Consider the following 20327-nt stretch of genomic DNA (forward strand, 5'->3'; position numbering starts at 1 on the left):
CGATGCGGCCGGCCACCCCCCGCGCCGACTACGGTGTAAACGAACCGCAGTCGCCGTCAGGAGCAACCCCAACCAATGAGTGCCCAAACCGAAGCCAGTGCTGCGCCCGGTCGTCGCCACCAGGTCGTCATCATCGGATCGGGATTCGGCGGACTCAACGCGGCCAAGAAGCTCAAGAGGGCCGACGTCGACATCAAGCTGATCGCCCGCACCACCCACCATCTGTTTCAGCCGCTGCTGTATCAGGTTGCGACCGGCATCATCTCCGAGGGTGAGATCGCCCCGCCGACGCGGGTGGTGCTGCGCCGGCAGCGCAACGTGCAGGTGTTGCTCGGCGACGTCACCCGCATCGACCTGACGGGCAAATACGTCGTCTCCGAATTGCTCGGCCACACCTACACCACGCACTATGACAGCCTGATCGTCGCGGCCGGGGCGGGGCAGTCCTACTTCGGCAACGACCACTTCGCCGAATTTGCGCCCGGCATGAAATCCATCGACGATGCCCTGGAACTGCGCGGCCGGATCCTGAGTGCATTCGAGCAGGCCGAACGCTCCAGTGATCCGGAACGACGAAAAAAGCTGCTGACGTTCACCGTTATCGGCGCCGGCCCGACCGGTGTGGAAATGGCCGGGCAAATCGCCGAATTGGCCGAGTACACGTTGAAAGGCGCGTTCCGCCACATCGACCCCACCACCGCCCGGGTGATCTTGCTCGACGCCGCTCCGGCCGTCCTGCCCCCGATGGGCGAGAAGCTGGGCAAGAAGGCCGCCGCGCGGTTGGAAAAGATGGGCGTTGAAATCCAGCTCGGCGCCATGGTCACCGACGTCGACCGCAACGGCATCACGGTCAAGGACTCCGACGGCACAATCCGTCGGATCGAATCCGCCTGCAAAGTCTGGTCGGCCGGGGTCTCGGCAAGTCCGCTGGGCCGCGATCTTGCTGAGCAGTCCGGTGTCGAGCTTGATCGTTCCGGCCGGGTGAAGGTGTTGCCTGACCTGACCATCCCGGGTCACCCGAACGTGTTCGTCGTCGGCGACATGGCTGCCGTCGAGGGCGTGCCGGGCGTGGCCCAGGGAGCGATCCAGGGCGGCAAGTATGCGGCTAACACCATCAAAGCCGAACTCGCCGGGGCCGATCCGGCGGCCCGTGAGCCCTTCCAGTACTTCGACAAGGGTTCGATGGCGGCCGTGGCACGGTTTTCCGCGGTGGCGAAAATCGGTCCGCTGGAGTTCGGCGGGTTCATCGCCTGGTTGATCTGGCTGGTGCTGCACCTGGCCTACCTGATCGGCTTCAAGTCGAAGCTCACCACGTTGCTGTCGTGGACGGTGACGTTCCTGAGCACCCGCCGTGGCCAGCTCACCATCACCGAGCAACAGGCATTCGCCCGCACCCGCCTCGAGCAGCTGGCGGTGCTGGCAGCTGAGGCGCACCGTGGTGAGACCAGGGTGGCCAGCTAGCTGCCCGGTTCAGCGTGGAGGTTCTGCAAGCGGACCTGGCCACGGGCAACTGTCCGCTCGTCGGCGTCGGTAATGGTGACCAGCCACAGCTGCTGAAGTCGGCCGCGGTGCACCGGGGTGGCGATGCCGTACACGGTTCCCGCGCGGATGGCGCGCAGGAAATCGGTGTTGTTGTTCACACCCACCACCGAGCCGCCGCCGTGCGCATTAAGCCAGGTCCATGCCGACACGCTGGCCATGCTCTCGATCATCGAGCAGTAGACGCCGCCGTGCACGATCCCCATGGGCTGCAACAGTTTCGGCTGAATCTCCAGCTGGGCCCGCGCGCCGTCGGGACTCAATTCGGTGAATGTCAGCCCGATCTCGTTGTCGAACGGGGCGGTGAAATCCGGCGGCAGCGCCGGGTCGGGCAGCGGGTGCACGCCCTCGTGTCTACACCATGGAGCTGCCGATGCCGACGGCCGGAGGTCGGTAAACGCGGGCGAGCCCCGCGCCGGTGTCGCGGGGCTCGCCGATCGAGTTGACCGGGGGTCACTGCAGCCCTCAGGACTCTGCCACGGTCATTCCCTCGCTCGATCCACGCCTCAGCATAGGCAAGGCTGTCCTAATTTTGCAAGGCCTGACGAAGACTGCCCGCGCCGGCGTCGAACCGACGGGCCCCGCACCGGCAGGCCGAAGTCGACCAGCGCCTCGAGCACTGCCTGACCCCGCCGCATGCCGGTGAGCTCGCACGTGCCCGCCAGCTGCGGCACCTGAGTGGCAGCCGCGACCACCGCCGACCCGACCAGCTGCCACATGGTCGCCACCGGGATGGCCGCCGTGCTGACCTCGTGCAGTTTGGCGAATAACGGCGCCAGCGTGCGATGACAGCGGTGTGCTACCCAGACGGCCAGGGCCGATTCGCTGGGCAGGCGCACCACCTTGCACAATTCTGCGTCGTGAGCCAGCCCGCGCAGCGTGGGGTCGACGACCGCGACCCAGTCGATGGCGCCCTCGGCGTCGACGTGGACCCAGAGGTTCTCCAAGCCGGGGTCCCACGCCCGTCCTTCCAGCACGACCAGGGCCACCACGCGTCCGATCACCGTGTGGACAAGGGTGTCGGCCAGTTGCCGGGCCGCAGCGCTTCGGCCCATGTCGGCGGCGGCGTTGTCGAACATCACCCGCAGCCGGTCGGTGGTCAGCGCCGACGCCAGCGGCCACCACCGGCGCCGGCAGACGTCGGCCAGCACCGCGACACCGTAGACCCTCGGGCAGGCGGGATACAGCTCGCGGAGGCGCCGGCTCGATTCGTGCAGGGGCAGCGGCCGCTCGATGGCCATTGCCGCGATTAACGGGTCTTCGCGTAGCACCGACACCACAACCTCCATCACAATATAGGTTAGGCTAACCATACTAATAATGCCGGGGGCACGCTATGACGGCAATCACACCGACGGCCGTCATCCGGCCCTGGGCACCGTTGCGGCTTCCGTACGACCGTCAGTAGTAAGCGGGGGTAGGCTGTTCGCAGTCGCTGAGGAGATGAACGAACCATGGCCAAGCTCACGCGTCTGGGGGACCTGGAACGTGCTGTGATGGATCACCTGTGGTCCGCGCCCGAGCCCCAAACGGTCCGCCAGGTCCACGAAGCGTTGTCGGCGCATCGCGATTTGGCCTACACCACCGTGATGACGGTGTTGCAACGGTTGGCCAAGAAGAACCTGGTCTCCCAAATCCGCGACGACCGGGCACATCGGTACGCGCCCGTGCACAGCCGCGACGAGCTGGTGGCCGGGCTCATGGTCGACGCGCTGGACCAGGTGGCCGACTCGGGCAGCCGGCAGGCGGCGTTGGTGCATTTCGTGGAGCGGGTCGGCGCCGACGAAGCCGACGCGCTGCGGCGGGCGCTCGACGACCTGGAAGCCGGCCACCGCAAAGCCCCGCCTGCTAGCGCGGGGCCGGAGGACTGAGGGACACTGGCAGCGTGTCCGCGCTGGCCTTCACCATTCTCGCGGCGCTGCTGGTCGGCCCGGTACCGGCCCTGTTGGCGCGTGCCGACTGGCCGTTGCGGGCTCCGCGGGCCACGGTCGTGTTATGGCAAGCGATCGCGCTTGCCGCGGTGCTGTCGGCGTTCAGTGCCGGTATCGCGATCGCCAGCCGGTTGTTAATGCCCGGCGCCGACGGGCGGCCGACGGCCAGCGTCGTCGGGGGTATCGGGCGGCTCGGCTGGCCGTTGTGGATGCTGTACGTCGGCGTGTTCGCGCTCACCATACTGGTCGGTGCGCGCCTGGCAGTGGCGGTGCTGCGGGTGGCGATCGACACCCGTCGCCGGCGTGCCCACCACCGCATGCTGGTCGACCTGCTCGGCGTCGCTGGTCACGGGGTGTCCGCCCAGGTCGGCACGAGGGCCCGCGACCTGCGCATCCTTGGGGTGGCCCAACCGCTCGCGTACTGTCTGCCCGGCGTACGCAGCCGTGTGGTGCTCAGCGAAGGCACGCTGGCCGCCCTCACCGACGCCGAAGTCGCGGCCATCCTCAGCCACGAACGCGCACATCTGCGGGCCCGCCACGACCTGGTTCTTGAGGGATTCACCGCGGTCCACGCCGCGTTTCCCCGGCTCGTGCGCAGCGCAGGGGCACTCGATGCCGTGCAGCTGCTGGTCGAGCTGCTCGCCGACGACGCGGCGGTGCGCACCGCGGGACGCACTCCCCTGGCCCGTGCGCTGGTGGCCTGCGCGTCCGGCCAGACCCCGTCGGCGGCGCTGGCCGCGGGCGGTCCCAGCACGGTGGTGCGGGTGCGCAGGCTGTCCGGGCGGGGTAACAGTCGCGTGCTGGCCGCAGCCGTCTACGCGGCCGCGGCCGCGGTGCTGGTGGTGCCGACAGTCGCGCTTGCCATACCGTGGCTGATCGAGCTGCAGCGCTTGTTTTTCTCCTAGGCAAGCTCGAGGTTGGGAAAAGAATACGTCCGGAGAGCCGAATCGTGCTGTGCCACAGTGTTCGGTGGAAGCTTGACGAAAGCCGCGAATCTGAGAGGCGAAACCGATGAGCTCGTCGCGATCCACCGCTGTTGCCGGCACCGCACAGATCGGAGTAACCGGCCTGGCGGTGATGGGGTCCAACCTCGCCCGCAACTTCGCCCGGCATGGCTACACCGTGGCATTGCACAACCGCACCGTCGCCAGGACCGATGCCTTGCTGCACGAACACGGCGCTGAGGGCAACTTCGTGCGCAGCGAAACGATCCCGGAATTCCTTGCCGCGCTGGAAAAGCCGCGGCGAGTGCTGATCATGGTCAAGGCCGGTGCGGCCACCGACGCGGTCATCAATGAACTCGCCGACGCGATGGAGCCCGGCGACGTTATCGTCGACGGCGGCAACGCGCTCTACACCGACACCATCCGCCGCGAGAAGGCGATGGCCGAGCGCGGGCTGCACTTCGTGGGCGCCGGCATCTCCGGCGGTGAGGAAGGTGCGCTCAACGGCCCGTCCATCATGCCCGGCGGGCCGGCGGAGTCCTACCACTCGCTGGGTCCGCTGCTGGAGGAGATCTCCGCCCACGTCGACGGGGTGCCGTGCTGCACCCACATCGGCCCTGACGGCGCAGGGCATTTCGTCAAGATGGTGCATAACGGTATCGAGTACTCCGACATGCAACTCATCGGCGAGGCCTACCAGCTGCTGCGCGACGGATTGGGGATGACCGCACCGCAGATCGCCGATGTTTTCAGCGAGTGGAACACCGGCGACCTCGACAGCTACCTCGTCGAGATCACCGCCGACGTGCTGCGCCAGATGGACACCAAAACCGGCCGACCGCTCGTCGACGTCATCGTCGACGAGGCCGAACAGAAGGGCACCGGCCGCTGGACCGTCAAGTCGGCCCTGGACCTGGGGGTGCCGGTGACCGGGATCGCTGAAGCGGTGTTCGCCCGCGCGCTGTCGGGCTCGGTGGCCCAGCGCAAAGCCACGACCGGGCTGGCCTCGGGCAGATTAGGCGAAAGACCAAGTGACCCTGACACTTTCACCGAGAATGTCCGCCGGGCTCTGTATGCCTCCAAGATCGTCGCGTACTCGCAAGGCTTCAATCAGATCCAGGCCGGTAGCGCCGAATACGGCTGGGACATCAATCTGGGCGACCTGGCCACCATCTGGCGCGGCGGCTGCATCATCCGGGCGAAGTTCCTCAACCGGATCAAGGAGGCCTTCGACGCCGACCCCAACCTGGCCAGCCTGCTCGTCGCGCCGTATTTCCGGGGCGCCGTCGAATCGGCGATCGACAGTTGGCGCCGCGTGGTGTGCACCGCCACCCAACTGGGTATCCCGATCCCCGGGTTTTCCTCGGCACTGTCGTACTACGACGCGCTGCGCACCGAGCGGCTGCCGGCGGCACTCACCCAGGCTCAACGCGACTTCTTCGGCGCGCATACCTATGCCCGCATCGACGCCCCGGGGAAGTTCCACACGCTGTGGAGCGGTGACCGCAGCGAGGTACCCGCCTAACACCTATGGGGGACAATCGATATCGATGAGGTTCCTAGACGGGCACCGACCCGGCTACGACTTGACCTACGACGACGTCTTCATCGTGCCCAACCGCTCCGACGTGGCGTCGCGGTTCGACGTCGATCTGTCCACCTGCGACGGTTCGGGCACCACGATCCCGGTGGTGGTCGCCAACATGACCGCGGTGGCGGGCCGCCGGATGGCCGAAACGGTGGCGCGCCGGGGTGGCATTGTCATTCTGCCGCAAGATCTTCCGATCAATGCCGTGGAGCAGACGGTGCAGTTCGTCAAAAGCCGGGATCTCGTCGTGGACACTCCGGTGATGCTGGCTCCCGACGATTCGGTTTCCGATGCCACCGCGCTGATCCACAAACGCGCCCACGGCGCCGCGGTCGTGGTCTTCGAGGGCCGGCCGATCGGGTTGGTGACCGAGGCGTCGTGCGTCGGCGTGGACCGCTTCGCCCGGGTCCGTGACGTTGCCACCACCGACTTTGTCACCGCCCCGGTGGGCACCGATCCGCGCAAGGTGTTCGATTTGCTCGAGCACGCACCGATCGACGTCGCGGTGCTGACGTCCCAGGACGGCACGTTGGCCGGGGTGCTGACCCGAACCGGGGCGCTGCGCGCCGGTATCTACACCCCGGCCACCGATGCGGCCGGCCGGCTGCGCATCGGCGCAGCGATCGGCATCACCGGTGACGCGGGCGCCAAGGCGCAGGCCCTGGTTGACGCCGGTGTCGACATTCTCGTCATCGACACCGCGCACGGACATCAGGTCAAGGCGCTGGACGCCATCAAGGTGGTGTCGTCGCTGCAGCTGGGGGTGCCGCTAGTGGCGGGCAACGTGGTGTCTGCTGACGGCACTCGGGACCTGATCAGCGCCGGCGCGGACATCGTCAAGGTCGGCGTCGGCCCCGGCGCGATGTGCACCACCCGGATGATGACCGGTGTCGGCCGTCCGCAGTTTTCTGCTGTCATCGAATGTGCTTGTGAAGCAAGGAAACTTGGTCGCCATGTGTGGGCTGATGGCGGGGTTCGCCACCCGAGGGATGTGGCGCTTGCGCTGGCGGCCGGGGCGTCGAACGTGATGATCGGCTCGTGGTTCGCCGGCACCTACGAATCGCCGGGCGATCTGATGCGCGACCGTGACGATCGACCCTACAAGGAGAGTTACGGCATGGCGTCCAAGCGAGCGGTGGTGGCCCGCACCGCCGGCGAGAGCGCGTTCGACCGTGCCCGCAAAGCGTTGTTCGAGGAAGGCATTTCGACGTCGCGGATGGGGCTGGATCCCGACCGGGGCGGGGTGGAGGACCTCATCGACCACATCACCTCCGGGGTGCGCAGCACCTGCACCTACGTTGGGGCGTCGAACCTGATCGAACTGCACGAGCGGGCGGTGATCGGGGTGCAGTCGCCGGCGGGCTTCGCCGAGGGCCATCCGCTGCCATTCGGCTGGTGAGCGGTATCGGCAGTGGTTTTCGCTACCATGTGTAACTTCACCCGTGCCGCATCGAGGGAAAGGGACGACGTGCCGCAGGCACCCGTCGAGACCCCGGCCGTCGGGCCGCGCGGCTGCGCGTCCTTACCGCGAGCAGACCTGCGTCTGCTCGGGGTGTGCGGCGGGCCCGTCGATGAGCGCCGCCGTTACCCTGCTGAGCCTGCTGGCGATCGCGGCGCTCACCGCCGGTACCGCAATGTTCGTGGCGGCCGAGTTCTCGCTGACCACCCTGGAGCGCAGCACCGTCGACGCCAACGCGCGCCGCGGGGCCCGGCGTGACCACTTTGTGCAGCGCGCACACCGGACGCTGTCCTTTCAACTGTCCGGTGCTCAATTGGGTATCTCGATCACCACGCTGATCACCGGCTACCTCACCGAGCCGCTGGTGGCCGAGTTGCCGCACCCGGAGCTGGATGCGATCGGCATGCCGGACCGCCTCGCCGACGCCCTCACCGCCTTCGTTGCGCTGGTGTTCGTCACCTCGCTGTCAATGGTGTTCGGCGAGCTGGTGCCCAAGTACCTCGCGATCGCGCGCCCGCTGCCCACCGCGCGCGCAGTCGCAGGCCCGCAGCTGCTGTTTTCGCTGGCGTTCAAACCCGTCATCCGGCTGACGAACAACACCGCGAACTGGGTCCTGCGCAAACTGGGCATTCAACCGGCCCAGCGGCTACGGTCGGCCCGCTCGCCGCGGGAGTTGGTTTCGCTGGTGCGCACCTCGGCGCGCAGCGGGTCGCTGGACCCCGGCACCGCGGCGTTGGTCAGCCGCTCGCTGCAGTTCGGCACGCTGACCGCGGAAGAGCTGATGACGCCGCGGTCGAAGATCGTGGCGTTGCAGACCGACGACACCGTCGCCGACCTGGTGGCCGCCGCCACCGAGACCGGGTTCTCGCGGTTCCCGATCGTCGACGGCGACCTCGACGAGACCGTCGGCATCGTGCACGTCAAACAGGTGTTCCAGGTCGCGCCCGCGGCTCGTGCACACACCAAGCTGACCGCGGTCGCGCAGCCGGTCGCGGTGGTGCCCTCGACCCTGGACGGCGACGCGGTGATGGCCCAGATCCGGGCGAGCGGCCTGCAGACCGCGCTGGTCGTCGATGAGTACGGCGGCACCGCCGGGATGGTCACCGTGGAGGATCTGATCGAGGAGATCGTCGGCGATGTGCGCGACGAGCACGACGACGCCACCCCGGATGTGGTCGCGGCCGGCAACGGGTGGCGGGTGTCGGGCCTGCTGCGCATCGACGAGGTAGCCACGGCCACCGGTTATCGCGCACCCGAGGGCGAATACGAGACGATCGGCGGGTTGGTGCTCCACGAGCTCGGCCACATACCCGTGGCCGGTGAAACGGTCGAACTGACCGCGTTCGAACCCGATGGCCCATCGGACAACTCGGTTCGCTGGCAGGCAAAGGTGGTCCGGATGGACGGCCGACGCATCGACCTGCTCGAACTGACCGAACTGGGCCGTCGCGGCGATGGTCACGGCCAACGAGGGCGCTGATGCGCGACCTGCTCGACGTGCTGCTGACCATGCTGCTGGTCAGCGCCAACGCGTTTTTCGTCGGTGCCGAATTCTCGCTGATCTCGGTGCGACGCGACCGGCTAGAGGCCCTCGCCGAGCAGGGAAAAGCACGTGCGGCCACGGTGATTCGCGCTGGAGAGCGATTGCCGCTGATGTTCGCCGGCGCCCAATTCGGCATCACGGTGTCTTCAATTCTGCTGGGCCGCATCGGCGAACCCGCGGTCGCCGATCTGTTGCGCACACCGTTGACGCTGCTGCATGCATCGGGTGCGCTGCTGCACACCGTGTCGTTTGTGGTCGCGCTGGCCGCGGTGGTGACGCTGCACGTATTGCTCGGCGAGATGGTGCCCAAGAACATCGCGATCGCCGGCCCGGAGAAGGCGGCGATGTTGCTGATTCCGCCGTACCTGCTCTATGTGCGGACGGTGCGCCCGTTGATTGCGTTCTACAACTGGAGCGCCAACGCGATACTGCGACTGCTGCGGGTGCAGCCGAGAGATGAACTCGACGTCACCGTGTCCACGGTTGAGCTCAGCGAGATGATCGCCGAATCGGTGTCGGAGGGGTTACTGGACCGTGACGAACATACCCGGCTCACCCGGGCGCTGCAGATCCGCAATCGCGTCGTTGCCGACGTCGCCGTTCCGGTCCATCATGTTCGCGCGGTGCGGGTAGCCCGGGCGGGCACGGGACCGACGGTCGGCGCGGTCGAAGAGGCGGTGGCCGACACTGGCTACTCCCGGTTCCCGGTGGTGGATCTTGGTGGCAGGTTCATCGGGTATCTGCACATCAAGGACGTGCTGTCGCTGGGCCCGCCGGACCTGCAAGACCCACAGGCGGTGATCGACCTGGCCGTGGTGCGCCCGCTGCCGCAGGTGCCGGCGTCAATGCCGCTGCCGGAGGCGCTGTCACGCTTGCGGCGCAGCAAAAGCCATCTGGCGCTGGCGACGTCCGACGGCCGGGACGTCGTCGCGATGGTTGCGCTGGAAGACCTGGTTGACGACCTGCTCGGCACGGTTCGTGACGGAACGCACCGTGTCTGAGGAACCGGCCACGACCCTCACCGCGGCGGAATGGACCGCACGGGCCGACGCTTACCGTCGCCGGCTCGACGAATTCTTGGCCCCGCACGTCAAGCGCCGCCGGGCCGGCGAGTCGCATCCGGTGTGGGATTTTTTGTTCAGCTACTACACCCTGCGGCCCGGCCGGCTGCGGTGCTGGCATCCCGGCTTTGGCGTGCAGCTCACCGGCCCGGAGGCGCTGCGCCGCTACCGGGGCCGCCGCGGCTACACCGTGGTCGGCGACGGCGTCACCGTCAGCCACGCCTATCTGCGCAGCCGGATGGACCTTGTCAGATTCGTTGCCCAGCTGCTGGCTGCGACCGCGCAGCGGCCGGCTCAGCTGAACTGCTTCGGGCTGCACGAATGGGCCATGGTGTATCGCAGCAACACGGTGCGCCACGACCGTGTGCCGCTGCGCCTGTCCAGCGCGGCCATCGACGCGGTCGTTGAGTCAATGCCGTTGCGCTGCACACATTTTGATGCGTTCCGCTTCTTCACCGAAGCAGCGCGGCCGCGTAACGCCGCGCAGCTCAGTCGCGGCACGCAGCCAGCCAGCGAGCAACCGGGGTGCCTGCACAGCACGATGGATCTCTACAAGTGGTGCTACAAGTTGGGCCCGCTAGTCGACTCCGGGTTGCTGCTTGACTGCCTGGAGCTGGCCGCCGCCGCCCGCGAAGTCGACATGCGAGCCAGCCCGTATGATCTCACCGGCTACGGATACCCGCCGATCGCCATCGAACACGGCGCCGGCCGCGCCGAGTATGTGCGTTGCCAGCGGGCGATCGCGCAACGCGCGGCACCACTGCGCGGCGCGCTGTTAGCCCATTGTGACCTGCTGTTGCGGGTCGCCAACCGGGGCAGTGACGCTGCCTGCCGGTAGGCTGAGCTAGTTGCCAGTGAGGAGGAACTTGATGATCGAGCGTGTGCCGGTAGGGAATCTGCGAGTCGCGAAGGTGCTGTTCGACTTCGTCAACACCGAGGCGCTGCCGGGCACCGACATCGATCCGGACAGTTTTTGGGCGGGCGTCGACAAGGTGGTCACCGATCTTTCCCGGCAGAACCAGGAGCTGCTCGACCGCCGCGACGAACTGCAGGCCCAAATCGACAAGTGGCACCGGCACCGCGTCATCGATCCGCACGACCCGGATGCGTACCGGCAGTTCCTCACCGAAATCGGTTATCTGCTGCCCGAACCCGACGACTTCACCATCACCACCGCCAACGTCGACCCCGAAATCGCCACCACGGCGGGGCCGCAGCTGGTGGTGCCGGTCACCAATGCCCGGTTCGCGCTTAATGCCGCCAACGCCCGCTGGGGCTCGCTGTATGACGCGCTCTACGGCACTGATGTCATCCCTGAAACCGACGGCGCCGAAAAAGGGCCTGGCTACAACAGAATTCGTGGTGACAAGGTGATCGCCTATGCACGCAGGTTCCTCGATGGCGCAGTGCCGCTGGGCAACGGATCCTGGTCAGAACTGACCCGCCTGGCCGTCGATGGCGGCCAGCTCGTCGCCACGCTGGCCGACGGGCTGCACACCACGCTGGCCGACCCGGCCCAGTTCGCCGGCTACACCGGTGATGCCGCGGCGCCGGACTCGGTGCTACTGGTCAACCACGGGTTGCACATCGACATTGTGATCGACCCGGAGTCGCCCGTCGGCAAGACCGACCGGGCCGGCATCAAAGACGTGATCCTGGAATCGGCGGTCACTACGATCATCGATTTCGAAGACGCGGTCGCCGCCGTCGACGCCGAGGACAAAACCCGCGCATACCGCAACTGGCTCGGCCTGAACAAAGGCGACCTGTCAGCCGAGGTCAACAAGGACGGCCGGACCTTCACCCGGGTGCTCAACCAGGACCGCCGCTACACCACCCCGGACGGCGGTGAGCTGGTGCTGCCCGGGCGCGCGTTGCTGTTCGTCCGCAACGTCGGTCACCTGATGACCAACGACGCCATCGTCGACGCCGACGGCAACGAGGTGTTCGAGGGCATCCAGGACGCGCTGTTCACCGGTCTGTGCGCCATTCACGGGCTGAAGTCCTCCGACGTCAACGGGCCGCTCGTCAACAGCCGCACCGGCTCGATTTACATCGTCAAGCCGAAGATGCACGGGCCGGACGAGGTTGCCTTCACCACCGAGCTGTTCAGCCGGGTCGAAGACGTGCTCGGGCTGCCGCAGAAGACCCTGAAGGTCGGGGTCATGGACGAGGAGCGGCGCACCACCGTCAACCTCAAGGCCTGCATCAAGGCCGCCGCCGACCGGATCGTGTTCATCAACACTGGTTTCCTGGACCGCACCGGCGACGAGATCCACACCTCGATGGAGGCCGGTCCGATGGTGCGCAAAGGTGCCATGAAGACCCAGCCGTGGATCCTGGCCTACGAGGACAACAACGTCGATGTCGGCCTGGCCACCGGTTTCGCCGGCCGGGCCCAGATCGGCAAGGGCATGTGGACGATGACCGAGCTGATGGCCGACATGGTCGAGCAGAAGATCGCCCAGCCCCGCGCCGGGGCCAGCACCGCATGGGTACCCTCACCCACCGCCGCGACCCTGCATGCGTTGCATTACCACCAGGTCGACGTGGCGGCCGTGCAAAAGGAGCTGGCCGGCAAGCGGCGGGCCACGATCGAGGCGCTGCTGACCATCCCGCGGGCCAAGGAATTAGCTTGGGCGCCTGAGGAAATCCGCGAAGAGGTGGACAACAACTGCCAGTCGATTCTGGGTTACGTGGTCCGTTGGATCGACCAGGGCATCGGCTCGTCGAAGGTCCCTGACATCCACAACATCGACCTGATGGAGGACCGCGCGACCCTGCGGATCTCCAGCCAGTTGCTGGCGAATTGGCTGCGCCACGGCGTGATTACCGCCGAGGATGTGCGGGCCGGTCTGGAGCGCATGGCCCCGATGGTCGACCGGCAAAACGCCGGGGACCCGGCCTACCGGCCGATGGCACCGAACTTCGACGACAGCATCGCCTTCCTGGCGGCCCAGGACCTGATCTTGTCCGGCACCGCGCAACCCAACGGTTACACCGAGCCGATCCTGCACCGCCGCCGTCGCGAGTTCAAAGCCCGGTTCGGCGACGCGGCCGGCGGGTGATTTCGGCTGCAAATGCAGTAGCTACCGATGAGTAGACTCGGCGCCGAATCGGCACCAGCGCGATGATAGGTCCACGGAGAGGGTGCAGGCACCGGCATGGGTAGGCACAGCATGCCCGAGCCCGAGGATTCCGCCGCCGAACCGTCCGACGAGCTGACGGACGACTTCTCGGGCTCGGATGACGACACGGGCCGCCACTTTGTCAGTGGCCCCGATACTGTCGGCTACCCGCCGCAGCGGCCCTTCGCGCGGTATGCGGACGCCGCGCGCGACGACTACCTAGAGGATTTCACCGACGACGTGTTCGACGACGTGATCGAGCACGGCGAACCCGGCGGCAGCTACGCCGACGAGGCCGGCGGGGACTACCCGGATTCGTCCCGGGCCGGCCGGTCGGCGGTGGCCACACCCCCGTCCACCGGCGGCGGTCACCGCAGCCAGTGGCGCGGCGGACACCGCAGCGAGGGCGGACGCCGTGGCGTCAGCATCGGCGTGGTCGCGGCCCTGGTGGCGGTCGTGGTCGTGGTGACGGCGGTGATCCTGTGGCGGTTTTTCGGCGATGCGTTGTCTCACCGCTCCCAGACCGCTGCCACGCGCTGCCTCGGGGCCAAGGAGACCGTTGCCGTCATCGCGGACGCGTCGATCGCTGACCGTGTGCAGCAGTTCGCGGACCGCTACAACGAGTCAGCCACCCCGGTCGGTGACCACTGCATGCAGGTCGGCGTCAAGTCCGCCAGCTCCGATGCCGTCGTCAACGGGTTCATCGGCAACTGGCCGGCGGAGCTCGGCAGCCGGCCTGCGCTGTGGATACCGGGCAGCTCGGTGTCGGCGGCGCGGCTGGCGGCGGCGGTCGGGCAGCAAACGATCAGCGATAGCCGCTCGCTGGTCACGTCGCCGGTGCTGATCGCGGTGCGGCCCGAGTTGCAGCGCGCCCTCACCGGCCAGAGCTGGAAGTCGCTGCCGGGCCTTCAGACCAAACCGGACGCCCTGACCGGTTTGCAGCTGCCCGGGTGGGGATCGCTACGGCTGGCGCTGCCGCTCAGCGGCAACAGCGACGCGGCGTATTTGGCGGCGGAAGCGGTGGCGGCCGCATCCGCGCCGCCCGGAGCCGCGGCCACCGCGGGAAGCGGCGCGGTGCGAACGCTGGTCGACGCCCAGCCGAAGCTGGCCGACAATTCGCTGACCGCGGCCATGAACGCGCTGCTCCAGCCCGGCGACCCGGCAGGCGCGCCGGTGCACGCGGTGGTCACCACCGAGCAGCAGCTGTTCCAGCGCGGACAGTCCGGCGACGCGGCCGGCACGTTGAGTTCCTGGCTGCCGCCGGGCCCGGCCGCGGTCGCGGACTATCCGACCGTGTTGCTCAGCGGGTCGTGGCTGTCGCAGGAGCAAGTCACCGCCGCCAGCGCGTTCGCCCGGTTCATGCACAAGCCCGACCAGCTGGCCGAGCTGGCCAAGGCTGGCTTCCGCGTACCGGGCGTGCGACCGCCGAAAAGCGATGTCACCAGCTTCGCGCCGCTGTCATCGACCCTGAAGGTCGGCGACGACGCCCTGCGCGCCACCCTGGCCAACGCACTGACCACGCCGGCGGGTGGACCGGTTGCCACCATCATGCTCGAGCAGTCGATGACCACCGAGGAGGGCGGCAAAACACGGTTGGCCAACGTCGTCGCCGCACTGAACAACCGGATCCGGGCGTTGCCGCCGACCTCGGCGGTCGGGCTGTGGACGTTCGACGGCAAAGAAGGTCGGACCGAGGTGTCCACCGGGCCGCTGGACGACCCGGTGAACGGTCAGCCCCGCTCGGCGGCGCTGACCGCCGCGCTGGACAAGCAGTATTCCACACCCGGCGGTGCGGTGTCGTTTACCACACTGCGACTGGTCTACAACGATGCCCTGGCCAATTTCCATGCTGGACAGGCGAATTCGGTGCTGGTGATCACCGCGGGGCCGCACACCGACCAGACTCTTGACGGGCCCGGGCTGCAGGAGTTTATCCGCCGAAGCGTCGACCCGGCCAAGCCCATCGCGGTGAACATCATCGACTTCGGCGCCGATCCGGACCGGCCGACCTGGGAGGCTGTCGCCCGCCTCAGCGGCGGTGGCTATCAGAACCTGCCGACCTCGGCGTCCCCTGACCTGGCCACCGCGATCACGACCTTCTTGAGCTGAGCCGTTGCGCACCGACAAGGCCGCGCGCGTGAACGCCCCGAGATCCGAGGTGAGGGCGCAGCGCCCGCGACAACGTCAGCCAGAACCACTGGCCTGCTGCCAGGATCATGGCCCGGAAATCATAAGAGCGGGAAGGAAATCCGTATAGCAGAACACCACACTGCGCAAGCACGATTCGGCTTACCATCTCAATCGGCACCAAAGGAGCACAATGGCTGTCGGTTTCACCCCTGATCCGTCGCTGTACCCGTTCACGTCGCATTGGTTCGACTCGACCCGGGGCCGGGTGCACTACATCGACGAGAGCTCAACAGGCGGCAATGGTGTGCCGATCGTGTTCTGCCACGGCAACCCGACGTGGAGCTTCCTGTACCGCGACATCATCATCGCGCTGCGCGACAAGTTCCGTTGCATCGCCCCGGACTACCTGGGTTTCGGGCTGTCGGAGCGTCCATCCGGTTTCGGATATACCGTCGAGGAGCATGCCGGCGTGGTTGGCGACCTGGTCGACCACCTCGGTCTCGATGGTTACCTGACCATGGGTCAAGACTGGGGCGGCCCGATCAGCCTGGCGGTCGACGTCGCCCGCGCCGACCGGGTGCGCGGCGTCATCTTGGGCAACACCTGGTTCTGGCCGGCGGACGGGCTGCGACCGAAAGTATTCAGCAAGGTGATGTCGAGCGCGCCCATGCAGCACGCGATCTTGCACCGGAATTTCTTTGTCGAGCGGCTGATTCCGGCCGGAACCTCGCGGCGGCTGAACCCGGCGGTGATGGCGCACTACCGCGGGGTGCAGCCGACCCGGCAGGACCGGGTGGGTGTGGCCCGGTTGCCCAAAGAAATCCTGGCCGCACGTCCGCTCCTGGAGCGGCTCTCCACCGAGGTGCCCGCACGGCTGGGTTCCAAACCTGCTCTGCTGGTGTGGGGGATGAAGGATCCTGCGTTTCCGCCAGGCCAGTCGCTGCCGCGGATGCGCGCGGCCTTCCCCGATCACGTTGTCGTCGAGTTGCCCAACGCCAAGCACTTCATCCAGGAAGACGCGCCGGATCGCATCGCCGAGGCGATCACCGAGCGCTATGGCTGATCCGCCGATCGCTACTGCGCAAATTCCTGCACCGGCGGGCAGGAACACACCAGGTTGCGGTCGCCGTAGGCGCCGTCGATGCGGCGCACCGGCGGCCACACCTTGGGGCGGAACGTCCTACCGAGCGGATAGGCGGCCTGCTCGCGGGTATACGGGTGAGTCCAGTCGGAGACCAGCAGGCACTCGGCGGTGTGTGGGGCGCCGCGCAGCGGATTGTCGTCGATCGGCCACTGGCCCGCGGCCACCTTGTCGATTTCGGCGCGAATCGCGATCATCGCCTGGCAGAACGCGTCGATTTCGGCCAGGTCTTCGCTTTCGGTGGGCTCGACCATCAGCGTGCCGGCCACCGGGAAGCTCATTGTCGGTGCGTGAAAACCATAGTCGGCCAAGCGCTTTGCGACATCGTCGACGGTTACGCCGGTTGACTTGGTAATCGGGCGCAGATCGAGGATGCACTCGTGGGCGACCATGCCGTTCTCGCCGGTGTAGAGCACCGGGTAGTACTCGTCGAGGCGGCGGGCGATGTAGTTGGCCGACGCGATCGCGGTCAGCGATGCCCGGCGCAGGCCATCGGCGCCCATCATCCGGATGTAGGCCCAGGTGATCGGCAGGATCGAGGCCGACCCGTAGGGTGCCGACGCTACCGGGCGCCCGCCGGGCAGCTCCGGGGCATACGGGTGCCCGGGCAGGAACGGGGCCAGATGTGAGCGCGCCACTATCGGCCCCACGCCGGGCCCCCCGCCGCCGTGCGGGATGCAAAACGTCTTGTGCAGGTTCAGGTGGCTGATGTCGCCGCCGAATTTACCGGGCCGCGCCAGTCCCACCAGCGCGTTGAGGTTGGCGCCGTCCACGTACACCTGGCCGCCGGCCCCGTGCACGGCCGCGCAGATCTCGGCGATGTCGTGCTCGTACACGCCATGCGTGGACGGGTAGGTGATCATCAGCGCCGCCAGCCGATCCGCGTGCTCGGTGATTTTGGCGCGCAGATCGTCAAGGTCGACGTCGCCGTTGTCGCGGCAGGCCACGACAACCACCCGCATCCCGGCCAGCGCCGCCGACGCGGCGTTGGTGCCGTGCGCGCTGGACGGGATCAGGCACACGTCGCGGTGGGGTTCGCCACGGCTGGTGTGGTAGTCGCGGATGGCCAGCAGCCCCGCGTACTCGCCCTGCGAACCCGCGTTGGGTTGCAGCGACACCGCGTCGTAGCCGGTCATGTGGACCAGCCAGGTTTCCAGCTGGTGGATTAGCGCGCGAAGCCCGGCGGCGTCGGCGGGGGGCGCGAAGGGATGCAGCCGCGCGAACTCCGGCCAGGTGATCGGCTCCATCTCGGCGGCGGCATTGAGCTTCATCGTGCACGAGCCCAGCGGAATCATGCTGCGGTCCAACGCCACATCGCGGTCGGCCAGTGTGCGCAGGTAGCGCATCATCGATGTCTCGGTGCGGTAACTGGTGAACGCCGGATGTGTCAGAAACGCCGACGTGCGCGTCTCGATATCGATGAAGCGTGGCTCAGCCGGGGATACCCCAAAGGCCTGCAGCACGGCGGCCACATGGGCATCGGTAGTGGCCTCGTCGCACGACACCGAGACGTGGTCGTCATCGAACCGCCACAGGTTGATGCCGTTGGCCTTTGCCGCGCCGATCACCTCATCGACCCGGCCCGGCACCCGCGCCAGCACGGTGTCGAAGAACGTGTCGTGCACCAACGCGTCGCCCAGCGCGGCCGCGATCTGTTCGGCATAACGGTGCACGCGGCGGGCGATCGCGGTCAGCCCGTCGGCGCCGTGATAGCTCGCGTACATCGCGGCGATCACCGCCAGCAGCACCTGCGCGGTGCAGATGTTGCTGGTGGCCTTGTCACGACGGATGTGTTGCTCGCGAGTTTGCAGCGCCAAGCGATACGCCGGCGCGCCGTCGCTGTCGACGGATACCCCGACCAGCCGGCCTGGCATCTGGCGGGCGTGCTTGGCGTGCACCGACAAGTAGCCCGCGTGGGGGCCACCGAATCCCATTGGCACACCGAATCTTTGGGTGGTGCCGAATGCGACGTCGGCGCCGAACTCCCCGGGCGGAGTGATCAGCGTCAACGCCAGCAGATCGGCGCCGACGGCGGCCAGCGCGCCGCGTTCGTGGGCCTGCGCCACCACCGTGCTCCAGTCGGTGATGCGTCCGCTGGCCCCCGGCAGTTGGGTGATGACGCCGAACAACTCGCCGGGGGGCAGGCCGTCACGCAGGTCGGTGGTGACGATCTCGATGCCCAGCGGCTGGGCGCGGGCGGCGAGGATGGCGGCGGTCTGGGTGAACAGGTCGACATCAACCACCAGCCGGCCAGCCCCTTTACCACGTGCCACGCGGTACATCAGGGTCATTGCCTCGGCGGCGGCGGTGCCTTCGTCGAGCAGCGATGCGTTCGCGACCTCGAGGCCAGTGAGATCAGCGACCATGGTCTGGAAATTCAGCAGCGCTTCCAGCCGACCCTGGCTGATCTCGGGCTGATACGGCGTGTAGGCGGTGTACCAGGCCGGGTTTTCCAGGATGTTGCGGCGCAGCACCGCCGGGGTGAACGTGTCGTAGTAGCCCTGCCCGATCATTGACACTGCGACCGTGTTGGCGGCGGCCAGTGCCCGCAGCTCAGCCAGCGCCTCGTCTTCGCTGACCGCGGGCGGCAGCTTGTCCAGCCCGGGGGCCGAGCCGTCGGCGGTTGGCGGGTCGAGGATGCCTGCGGGCACCGCCCGGGCGGCCAGCTCGTCGAGCGAGTCGACGCCGATGACGGCGAGCATGGCCGCGATCGCGGCACTGTCTGGGCCGATGTGACGATCGGCGAACGATGACAACTGGGACACGGGCGAAACTCCTGGCATCGGCAGAGGGACCATCCTTGGCCCTCCCCCTCTGTCTTCACCCGTTCGCGGGCGCCTGAGAGATTCAGCGCTGACCGCCTTTCCCCATCGGCGGGTGACCGGTGTCACCGCTTTCCAGAGGCATCGTGTCTTAACGCGGTCCGGGTGCCTGAGAGGTTGGCGGAGAGGTGTTGCTCCTTCGGCGTCCGTGGCTGGCGGTCACGGAACTCTCCCGCGCCGAGTCGATGCGCGGCTGATTGTACCGAGCGGCTCTGCCTGATGGCGAGCGGGTGTCGATGCCGCCGACACGCCGCGTGACACGCACAATTGCGCCAGCGCGCGAAAGCCGTCAGCCGATCTTGCGGTCGCGGTGCTTGCGCCGCGAGGCCAGCTCGTCCTCCGGTGCGGCGATCGACTCGCCACCGTCGGCGCGTTCGCCGGGGAAGTCGGCGATCACGCCGGTCAGCTCCCGCATCGCACCCGAGACCGCGATGCCGAACACGCCCTGCCCGCCCTGCAACAGGTCGACCACCTCCTCGGCGGAGGTGCACTCGTAGACCGTCGTGCCATCGGAGAACAGCGTGATGTTGGCCAGGTCCTGCACACCGCGTTGGCGCAGATGGTCGACCGCAACCCGGATGTTGTGCAGCGAGATACCGGTATCGAGCAGCCGCTTGACGATCTTGAGGACCAGGATGTCTTTGAACGAATACAGCCGCTGGCTGCCGGAGCCGGCCGCGCTGCGGATCGACGGCACCACCAGCGAGGTGCGCGCCCAGTAGTCCAGTTGGCGGTAGGTGATGCCGGCGATCTGGCAGGCGCTGGGGCCGCGGTAGCCGACGAGCTCGTCGGGCACCGAATCGTCCGGGAACAAGCCGGCTTGCACGGGTTCGCTCGGGGCGGAAACGGCGGGATCCGGCTTGGGGGCATCACCCTCACCCGCGACGGACCCGGACTCAAGGTCTAGCTGATCTTGACGTGGTTGGTCGCCCACGATGCTTCCTCTCGCCGATGTCACTGACTGCCCTGCAGCCGCGCTTGCTCAGGCCCGAGTGCTTGAGAGCATACGCTTTTGGACAAGCCGTCGTGCTCCTCGTCACG

15 protein-coding genes and 2 riboswitches are annotated in these 20327 nt (G+C 67.6%); of the genes, 11 read left to right on the forward strand and 4 right to left on the reverse strand.

The window, feature by feature from the left end; all coding sequences use genetic code 11:
* Window positions 1-75: 75 nt before the first annotated feature.
* Complete coding sequence (locus MHEC_RS11615) at window positions 76-1461, forward strand: NAD(P)/FAD-dependent oxidoreductase (RefSeq protein ID WP_048892482.1); 1386 nt, start codon at window positions 76-78, stop codon at window positions 1459-1461.
* Here MHEC_RS11615 and MHEC_RS11620 read toward each other — a convergent pair.
* Complete coding sequence (locus tag MHEC_RS11620) at window positions 1458-1883, reverse strand: PaaI family thioesterase (RefSeq protein ID WP_372507366.1); 426 nt, start codon at window positions 1881-1883, stop codon at window positions 1458-1460. The genes MHEC_RS11615 and MHEC_RS11620 overlap by 4 nt on opposite strands.
* A gap of 162 nt (window positions 1884-2045) precedes the next feature.
* Window positions 2046-2816 (reverse strand): iron reductase, encoded by a 771-nt coding sequence (locus tag MHEC_RS11625; protein WP_048892526.1) that lies wholly within the window; start codon window positions 2814-2816, stop codon window positions 2046-2048.
* A 177-nt stretch (window positions 2817-2993) separates the two neighbouring features.
* On the opposite strand from MHEC_RS11625, the gene MHEC_RS11630 reads away from it, so the two are divergent.
* From MHEC_RS11630 to MHEC_RS11675, 10 genes are all read left to right on the forward strand, one after another.
* Window positions 2994-3410 (forward strand): BlaI/MecI/CopY family transcriptional regulator, encoded by a 417-nt coding sequence (locus MHEC_RS11630; protein WP_048892483.1) that lies wholly within the window; start codon window positions 2994-2996, stop codon window positions 3408-3410.
* A gap of 14 nt (window positions 3411-3424) precedes the next feature.
* On the forward strand, window positions 3425-4375 hold the full coding sequence (locus tag MHEC_RS11635; protein ID WP_048892484.1) for a M56 family metallopeptidase: 951 nt from the start codon (window positions 3425-3427) through the stop codon (window positions 4373-4375).
* 106 nt (window positions 4376-4481) lie between these two features.
* Window positions 4482-5939 carry an NADP-dependent phosphogluconate dehydrogenase gene (gene gndA / locus MHEC_RS11640; RefSeq protein WP_048892485.1) on the forward strand — a complete coding sequence of 486 codons (1458 nt, stop codon included), beginning with the start codon at window positions 4482-4484 and terminating at the stop codon, window positions 5937-5939.
* A gap of 25 nt (window positions 5940-5964) precedes the next feature.
* Window positions 5965-7401 (forward strand): GuaB1 family IMP dehydrogenase-related protein, encoded by a 1437-nt coding sequence (locus MHEC_RS11645; protein ID WP_048892486.1) that lies wholly within the window; start codon window positions 5965-5967, stop codon window positions 7399-7401.
* Window positions 7402-7573: 172 nt separating this feature from the next.
* Window positions 7574-8941 (forward strand): hemolysin family protein, encoded by a 1368-nt coding sequence (locus tag MHEC_RS11650; RefSeq protein ID WP_048892487.1) that lies wholly within the window; start codon window positions 7574-7576, stop codon window positions 8939-8941.
* Complete coding sequence (locus MHEC_RS11655; protein ID WP_048892488.1) at window positions 8941-10005, forward strand: hemolysin family protein; 1065 nt, start codon at window positions 8941-8943, stop codon at window positions 10003-10005. Before MHEC_RS11650 ends, MHEC_RS11655 begins: the two co-directional genes overlap by 1 nt.
* On the forward strand, window positions 9998-10903 hold the full coding sequence (locus MHEC_RS11660; RefSeq protein WP_048892527.1) for a hypothetical protein: 906 nt from the start codon (window positions 9998-10000) through the stop codon (window positions 10901-10903). The genes MHEC_RS11655 and MHEC_RS11660 overlap by 8 nt, the downstream gene beginning before the upstream one ends.
* A gap of 31 nt (window positions 10904-10934) precedes the next feature.
* Window positions 10935-13133: a malate synthase G gene (locus tag MHEC_RS11665; protein ID WP_048892489.1), complete on the forward strand. Its 2199-nt coding sequence runs from the start codon at window positions 10935-10937 to the stop codon at window positions 13131-13133.
* A gap of 96 nt (window positions 13134-13229) precedes the next feature.
* On the forward strand, window positions 13230-15302 hold the full coding sequence (locus tag MHEC_RS11670; RefSeq protein ID WP_048892490.1) for a substrate-binding domain-containing protein: 2073 nt from the start codon (window positions 13230-13232) through the stop codon (window positions 15300-15302).
* 211 nt (window positions 15303-15513) lie between these two features.
* Window positions 15514-16386, forward strand: a complete 873-nt coding sequence (locus MHEC_RS11675; protein ID WP_048892491.1) for a haloalkane dehalogenase — start codon at window positions 15514-15516, stop codon at window positions 16384-16386.
* Window positions 16387-16397: 11 nt separating this feature from the next.
* Here MHEC_RS11675 and gcvP read toward each other — a convergent pair whose 3' ends face one another.
* Together gcvP and MHEC_RS11685 are read right to left on the reverse strand one after the other, a co-directional pair.
* Window positions 16398-19229: an aminomethyl-transferring glycine dehydrogenase gene (gene gcvP, locus MHEC_RS11680; RefSeq protein ID WP_099868983.1), complete on the reverse strand. Its 2832-nt coding sequence runs from the start codon at window positions 19227-19229 to the stop codon at window positions 16398-16400.
* 39 nt (window positions 19230-19268) lie between these two features.
* Window positions 19269-19373, reverse strand: a riboswitch (glycine riboswitch).
* Window positions 19374-19471: riboswitch (glycine riboswitch) on the reverse strand. It abuts the riboswitch before it with no gap.
* Between the two features lie 104 nt (window positions 19472-19575).
* On the reverse strand, window positions 19576-20220 hold the full coding sequence (locus tag MHEC_RS11685) for a MerR family transcriptional regulator (RefSeq protein ID WP_048892493.1): 645 nt from the start codon (window positions 20218-20220) through the stop codon (window positions 19576-19578).
* Window positions 20221-20327: the final 107 nt, after the last annotated feature.

Origin of the sequence: Mycobacterium heckeshornense (genome assembly GCF_016592155.1) — a bacterium.
Lineage (GTDB): Bacteria > Actinomycetota > Actinomycetes > Mycobacteriales > Mycobacteriaceae > Mycobacterium > Mycobacterium heckeshornense.

What these genes read in the sequence shown, in the direction of transcription:
- MHEC_RS11650 (WP_048892487.1), top strand. Translation starts at nt 7,574, where the DNA reads ATGAGCGCCGCCGTTACCCTGCTGAGCCTGCTGGCGATCGCGGCGCTC.
- gndA (WP_048892485.1), top strand. Translation starts at nt 4,482, where the DNA reads ATGAGCTCGTCGCGATCCACCGCTGTTGCCGGCACCGCACAGATCGGA.
- MHEC_RS11645 (WP_048892486.1), top strand. Translation starts at nt 5,965, where the DNA reads ATGAGGTTCCTAGACGGGCACCGACCCGGCTACGACTTGACCTACGAC.
- MHEC_RS11670 (WP_048892490.1), top strand. Translation starts at nt 13,230, where the DNA reads ATGGGTAGGCACAGCATGCCCGAGCCCGAGGATTCCGCCGCCGAACCG.
- MHEC_RS11675 (WP_048892491.1), top strand. Translation starts at nt 15,514, where the DNA reads ATGGCTGTCGGTTTCACCCCTGATCCGTCGCTGTACCCGTTCACGTCG.
- MHEC_RS11615 (WP_048892482.1), top strand. Translation starts at nt 76, where the DNA reads ATGAGTGCCCAAACCGAAGCCAGTGCTGCGCCCGGTCGTCGCCACCAG.
- MHEC_RS11630 (WP_048892483.1), top strand. Translation starts at nt 2,994, where the DNA reads ATGGCCAAGCTCACGCGTCTGGGGGACCTGGAACGTGCTGTGATGGAT.
- MHEC_RS11665 (WP_048892489.1), top strand. Translation starts at nt 10,935, where the DNA reads ATGATCGAGCGTGTGCCGGTAGGGAATCTGCGAGTCGCGAAGGTGCTG.
- MHEC_RS11655 (WP_048892488.1), top strand. Translation starts at nt 8,941, where the DNA reads ATGCGCGACCTGCTCGACGTGCTGCTGACCATGCTGCTGGTCAGCGCC.